We start from the raw sequence: 6,325 nt of genomic DNA, 5'->3' as shown, positions 1-6,325 counted from the left end.
GTTCAGGGAAAGGTCATTTCACGTTTGAATTAGCTAAAAGGTGTAATTATGTAACCGCCATTGAAATAGATCCTAAATTATGTAGGATAACTAAAAACAAACTTATTGAATATGAGAACTTCCAGGTTATCAATAAAGATATTTTACAATTTAAGTTTCCTAAAAATAAGTCATATAAGATATATGGAAATATACCCTACAATATAAGTACAGATATAATTCGAAAAATTGTTTTTGAAAGCACAGCTACAGAAAGTTATTTAATAGTGGAATATGGATTTGCTAAAAGGTTGCTAAATACAAATCGTTCACTAGCACTATTTTTAATGACAGAAGTTGATATATCCATATTAAGTAAAATCCCTAGAGAATACTTTCATCCAAAACCTAGAGTTAATAGCTCGTTAATTGTATTAAAAAGACACCCTTCAAAAATATCACTCAAAGATAGAAAACAATATGAAAATTTTGTTATGAAATGGGTTAACAAAGAATACATAAAACTATTTTCCAAAAACCAATTTTATCAAGCCTTAAAATATGCAAGAATTGACGATTTAAACAATATTAGCTTTGAACAATTCTTGTCTCTTTTCAATAGCTATAAATTATTTAATAGATAAGTTAAGGGGTGCATAAACTGCATCCCTTAACTTATCTTATTTTGCTTAAACAATCTTGGCCCGTAAACTGCATAACTCATATGTAAATCGCTCCTTTTTAGGTGGCACAAATGTGAGGCATTTTCACTATTTCCGGCAATTACTTCCATGTAAAGTATAACACACTATACTTTATATTCATAAAGTGTGTGCTCTGCGAGGCTGTCGGCAGTGCCGACCAAAACCATAAAACCTTTAAGACCTTTCTTTTTTTTACGAGAAAAAAGAAACAAAAAAACCTGCCCTCTGCCACCTCAGCAAAGGGGGGTTTTGCTCTCGTGCTCGTTTAAAAATCAGCAAGGGACAGGTAGTATTTTTTGAGAAGATCACTCAAAAAATCTCCACCTTTAAACCCTTGCCAATTTTTATTTTGTCCGTTTTGTCTAGCTTACCGAAAGCCAGACTCAGCAAGAATAAAATTTTTATTGTCTTTCGGTTTTCTAGTGTAACGGACAAAACCACTCAAAATAAAAAAGATACAAGAGAGGTCTCTCGTATCTTTTATTCAGCAATCGCGCCCTTTAATGGAACAAAAAGATTTGAATTCCTGTTATAAAAAAAGGATCAATTTTGAACTCTCTCCCAAAGTTGATCCCTTAACGATTTAGAAATCCCTTTGAGAATGTTTATATACATTCAAGGTAACCAGCCAACTAATGACAATGATTCCTGAAAAAAGTAATAACAAATTACTATACAGATAAGTTGACTGATCAACTTCCATAGGTAACAACCTTTGATCAAATAAGGGTATGGATAATAAACCACCTACAATTGCAATACCTGTTCCCTCTGATAAAAAGCTGGTAAAGTTAAGCAAACTCATTCCAGCACCAGCTTCCTGCTGTTTCAAGCTACTTGAAACAATTGTTGATATAACTGTTTTGGTGAACGAAAGCCCACCTAAAACAAATACGATTATAATTGTCATGAACCATGATGTTGTTTCTAAAAGAAAGGAAGCAGTTAAAAAGCTAACAGAAAGAAATGTAACTCCGATGTTTAACACGTATAAAGGACCTCTTCTATCAACAAGTATCCCACCAATGTAGCCGAAAATAATGACACTCATTGTTCCAGGGAAAATAATTACACTTCCGATTTCGGCAGTACTTAGCTGGTGAACATCTTTCATCATATAAGGAACCATAGAGACAAACCCTGCTACTGTTCCAAATATAATTCCCCCACAAAGAACTCCAATCATAAAAGGTATATTTTTCCCTAATCCGGGATCAACAAAAGGATCTGTTACTTTCCTGATATGTTTTACAAATATCAGGAATGACAGCACGCTAACGATAAGAAAAGAAATGCTATATGATGTTGTAAACAACATAAAAAATACAATGCCTACAGACATTAGTATAATTCCTTTGATATCAAAATGACCTTTTATCCTTACTTCTTTCTTTAATAATTTCATAAGAAACGGAACAGTGATAATTGTTATCATAGGAATGAGTAGAAGATAGGACCAATGAATATAATGGGCTATCATTCCACCAATCGCTGGACCGACTCCTTCTCCCATGGCTACTATCGATCCAATAAGACCAAATGCTTTACCCCTATTTTCCTTTGGAATATAGCGCGCAACTACAACCATTACGAGTGCTGGAAATGCAGCTGCACCAGCCCCTTGAATAAAACGAGCCATAATAAGTAAGGAAAAGAAAGAATGGCCAACAAACCCAATTACCGACCCGAAACAATTTATTATAATTCCAAATAGGAGTAACCTTTTGATGCCTAATTGATCAGATAGCTTTCCATATACAGCTGTTCCAATGGAAAAGGTTAACATAAAGGCTGTGTTCACCCAGTTTGTACTCGCAGGTGGTTTATTAAAATCATTTGCAATATCAGGTAATGAGACGTTCAAAACCATTTCATTTAATACGCTAAAAAAAGATAAAATGCAAAGCCAAATTAAAATTTGGTTGTGTCGTAAATTCGATTGTGAATAGGATGTATTCACATTTCACCCTCCAATAATGAGGGCAGACGTAGTTTATAGGGTTAATGATACGCTTCCCTCTTTTAATTGAACCCTGTTACATTCATTACACTTCATAATTAATTCCTCCTAAACTTGATTAAAACATTTTACCACATATAAACTAAGTTTTAAATTCAGTATTTCATCACTTATACAACAATATGGCCCGTTTGTTGAACTACTCTTTAATAAAATAATTTTTCCGTTCCCAATTCCACATTGCAATAATAGAAAAGCCATCTTCATCTGCTTTTTCTTCATCATCTGTATGTATTAAATCGCCATCTTCTGCGTCATCAAGATTTAATTCCTTATGAATTTCCTTTAATAAACCACCATATGAAATTAATCTTTTTCGATAAAGTCCTTCCTCCAAATCAGCTAAACGCTGCAAATTTCTTTCTTCGTCATCAGTCATAAAATCTGTATCTTTTACTGGATATTTTGCAGTTTCATCAATGGCTGATTTTATATCAGATTTATGTTTATTTTTTGGTCGAATCATTTGGACTTTAACGTTTGGATCATAATCTAATTTCATAGCTCTTTTCCAAAATTGAATCCATTGCTTTTGATTCACATAGTTTTCAGTGTTATAAAAATAAGTGCTTTCTACACAAACCAACACATGCATGTGTTGGTTATAAGAATTATCTATATTATTTACAGTTACTTCTGTCGCTCGCATAAAACCAACTAAGTTTTTATTAATTTTCTTATATTTCATCATACGATTAAAACCTTTTGACATATCCGATAAACTTTTATTTAATTCAGTACCATCATAAACATTTCTAACGGTCAACGTAAGGAAAAGCCAACGAACTGTTGGTTTTTGTTTGATAACTTCTGCAACAACCTTTTGTGACTGAATACCATGCTTCATTGCTCTCCTCCAGTTGCACATTGGACATAATCGAGATTTACAAAACCACACACGATATAACGTTTTTTCTCCCGTTTCATAACTCACTTTATATTCAAGTACCTCTGCACAATCTTTTACACGTTCAGCCTTTTTAAATTCAAGAATATGCAAGAGTTCAAAATAATCTACATTTGCCATTTTCTTTTCTCGCCAAGGTCTTATTTTTCCACTTTTTGTTTTGTCGATTAGTACACTTGATTTTTCATCTGAATTAATGCTATTATTATTGCACATAATGAATACAGAAACCCCCTATGTAAATTTGTTTTTGTGTGGTAACTTAAACAATAACATAGGGTATTTTTCTGTGCAAGGATTTTTAAAGGTTCATTAACCTTATAAAGCCAATCACACCAACACTTTAAACGCGATGTAAACTATAAAAATAAAAACTTGTTGTTTCTATATGTATCAAGATAAGAAAGAACAAGTTCAAAACCATCAAAAAAAGACACCTTTTCAGGTGCTTTTTTTATTTTATAAACTCATTCCCTGATCTCGACTTCGTTCTTTTTTTACCTCTCGGTTATGAGTTAGTTCAAATTCGTTCTTTTTAGGTTCTAAATCGTAGTACCCCCAGAAGTTGGTCGATTTTTTCAAAATCTCCCCCCAGTCCATTTCCCAATTTCTAAAACAATAAAACCGTGGGCGTTGCCCACACCCACAAACGCAATGCGTTTGATCATGCCTCTGAAAAGTGAGTAGACAGTCATACCTGTTGGCTTTTCTGTCGGTTTGCAAAAGCTAATTTACGAAAAAAGCAGCACAAGGGTAAATGCACTCACTACGTTCGCCCTTGTACTGCTTTCTTTTTCGCAAATTTTAACGCTTATGCCGACGAAAAGACCAAACAGGTATATAAATATACTCGAATTGATTTAAAACTCCTTAGAACGCAAATATGAGCTTCTAACGACTTAATTCATCTCTATCTCGTGTTCGAGTTTCATTTCTATGAATTTTTTCAAACTCTCCACCTTTCACAAATTCTTTTACTTTGTCTACAACGCCACCAACAAGCGTTTTAACCTGTTCAGTTGTAACTTGCTTAGAATCTTTAAAGTACGCTTTAAACCCTTTGTAAATGTCCTTAATTTCGTTTTTAAGCGATTTATTCTCTTTCTCTAATTCTTCAAGTGTTTCGATATTCCGATTACTCTTACGCACCAAATCATTGTATTCTTTCACTAATTCGCTATATTTCCCTTTAACTTTAGTGATTTCTTTAGGTAAATCAGTTTCCGCATATTTCTTTAGTCGCTCATTTGAGCTATATAAATCTTCATAGCCTTGTATCAAAGCATTTAATTTATCTTTAGAAATAATCACATTTCCTGTTTTACGTTCTTCATTTTTCATAAATTCATGTCGCAACTTACCAATACCAATGGTTTCGCCACTAGGTACTTTGACTGTTTTCGTTTCGTCTTTTAAATCCAAACTCTCTTTTTTTATAGTCGCTGTTTTATCGTTCGATAACGCTAAAACTTCTGACTTCCGCTGTTCCAGCGTGGTAGTCATCTCTTTTAATTCGTCCTTTGCCTTTTTATATTCAGGCACCGTTAAATTTTTACGCTCTGACCCTTTTTCGCCACGTTCAAGCTCAAAACCACGCTCATTTAAATATTTTGGTAATTCGTCTTGTACCGCCTGTAAGGCTTGACGATTAAAAACAGTCTTTGCTGATAACTTCTTTTCCGCATTGAAAGGCACAATACCTAAGTGCATATGTGGTGTTGTTTCGTCTAAGTGAACTTGAGCGTAGCGGATATTCTCATCACCAAATTTTTCAGCGAAGTAATCTTTCGACTGTTCGAAAAAGTCTTTAATTTCTTTATCGTCTTTATCTTTAAAAAATTGGTTGTCAGAAGTTATGATCCATTCGTTTATTAATACAGCATCTTTTCTGACAGCACGACTACTTGATTTGTTGTCATTAATAAATTGCTCAATATCTCGTTTATAATTTTCTGTCCGATTGACCAAATCATAATTTAAATACGACCGTTCAACATCAATATCTTTGTTCGAATGATTGTCTGTATTTCTCTGATTATGATTACCCACCCCAACCAAATTTCCTGATTTCATCTTTTGCATACGAGCCACTACAAATGACATATAAACACTCCTAACTTCGGTACAACTTCCATGTAAAGTATACACACTATACTTTATATTCATATAAGTGTGTACTCTGCGAGGCTGTCGGCAGTGCCGACCAAAACCATAAAACCTTTTAAGACCTTTTTTTTTCGTAAAAAAAGAAACAAAAAAACCCGACCTCTGCCACCTCAGCAAAGGGGGGATGCTTTCGTTACCACTCAAAAATAAAAAAGATACAAGAGAAATCTCTCGTATCTTTATTCAACAATAGGGCCCAATTGCAGTATAAATTTAACAGTCGTTCATCATGTTATTATTTATCAGAGCTTGTGCTATAATTATTCTAATTTCATAAAAAGGAGAATTAATATATGGGCATTTTTAGTATTTTTGTAATCAACACAGTTCATTATCAACCAAACAAAAAATAAGTGGTTATAATGGATTGTTAATATAAACATTCATTATAACCTCATAGGAGTGGGTTATAATGAACAAAATAGGAGTGGGTTATAATGAACAAAAAAAATATAAAAGATAGTCAAAACTTTATTACTTCAAAGCATCATATAAATGAAATTTTGAGAAATGTACATTTAAATACAAATGATAATATTATTGAGATTG

The 6,325-nt window shown here is 33.2% G+C and carries 7 protein-coding genes; 3 read left to right on the top strand and 4 right to left on the bottom strand.

All coding sequences use genetic code 11. The features are described 5' to 3' along the window. Window positions 1–623, top strand: a 623-nt coding sequence (gene erm, locus JVV30_RS00070) for a 23S ribosomal RNA methyltransferase Erm (RefSeq protein WP_204192889.1), incomplete at its 5' end; no start/stop codon positions are given. Window positions 624–1,266: 643 nt separating this feature from the next. Here the strand turns inward: erm and tet(L) are convergent. The 4 genes from tet(L) to mobV all read right to left on the bottom strand — a co-directional run bounded on the left by tet(L) (window position 1,267) and on the right by mobV (window position 5,713). Then, window positions 1,267–2,643, bottom strand: a complete 1,377-nt coding sequence (gene tet(L), locus JVV30_RS00065) for a tetracycline efflux MFS transporter Tet(L) (RefSeq protein WP_204192887.1) — start codon at window positions 2,641–2,643, stop codon at window positions 1,267–1,269. A gap of 33 nt (window positions 2,644–2,676) precedes the next feature. Next, window positions 2,677–2,739: a tetracycline resistance efflux system leader peptide gene (locus JVV30_RS13510; protein WP_012779615.1), complete on the bottom strand. Its 63-nt coding sequence runs from the start codon at window positions 2,737–2,739 to the stop codon at window positions 2,677–2,679. A 103-nt stretch (window positions 2,740–2,842) separates the two neighbouring features. Further along, window positions 2,843–3,826, bottom strand: a complete 984-nt coding sequence (locus JVV30_RS00055; protein WP_014125933.1) for a protein rep — start codon at window positions 3,824–3,826, stop codon at window positions 2,843–2,845. 675 nt (window positions 3,827–4,501) lie between these two features. Continuing rightward, window positions 4,502–5,713 (bottom strand): MobV family relaxase, encoded by a 1,212-nt coding sequence (gene mobV, locus JVV30_RS00050; protein WP_032494831.1) that lies wholly within the window; start codon window positions 5,711–5,713, stop codon window positions 4,502–4,504. Between the two features lie 356 nt (window positions 5,714–6,069). Here mobV and ermCL point away from each other — a divergent pair, with 356 nt between their 5' ends. Together ermCL and JVV30_RS00040 are read left to right on the top strand one after the other, a co-directional pair. Next, complete coding sequence (ermCL, locus tag JVV30_RS00045) at window positions 6,070–6,129, top strand: 23S rRNA methylase leader peptide ErmCL (protein WP_002503927.1); 60 nt, start codon at window positions 6,070–6,072, stop codon at window positions 6,127–6,129. 84 nt (window positions 6,130–6,213) lie between these two features. Beyond that, on the top strand, window positions 6,214–6,325 hold a 112-nt coding region (locus JVV30_RS00040), incomplete at its 3' end, for an rRNA adenine N-6-methyltransferase family protein (RefSeq protein WP_275430011.1).

This window comes from Staphylococcus sp. GDY8P47P (assembly GCF_016892225.1).
GTDB lineage: Bacteria > Bacillota > Bacilli > Staphylococcales > Staphylococcaceae > Staphylococcus > Staphylococcus borealis.
Note: the sequence above shows the minus strand (reverse complement) of the source record. Positions and strands in the feature narration are given on the sequence as shown.

Excerpts from the sequence above, each read along its gene's own strand:
- JVV30_RS00055 (WP_014125933.1), bottom strand. The coding sequence starts at position 3,826 with ATGTGCAATAATAATAGCATTAATTCAGATGAAAAATCAAGTGTACTA.
- mobV (WP_032494831.1), bottom strand. The coding sequence starts at position 5,713 with ATGTCATTTGTAGTGGCTCGTATGCAAAAGATGAAATCAGGAAATTTG.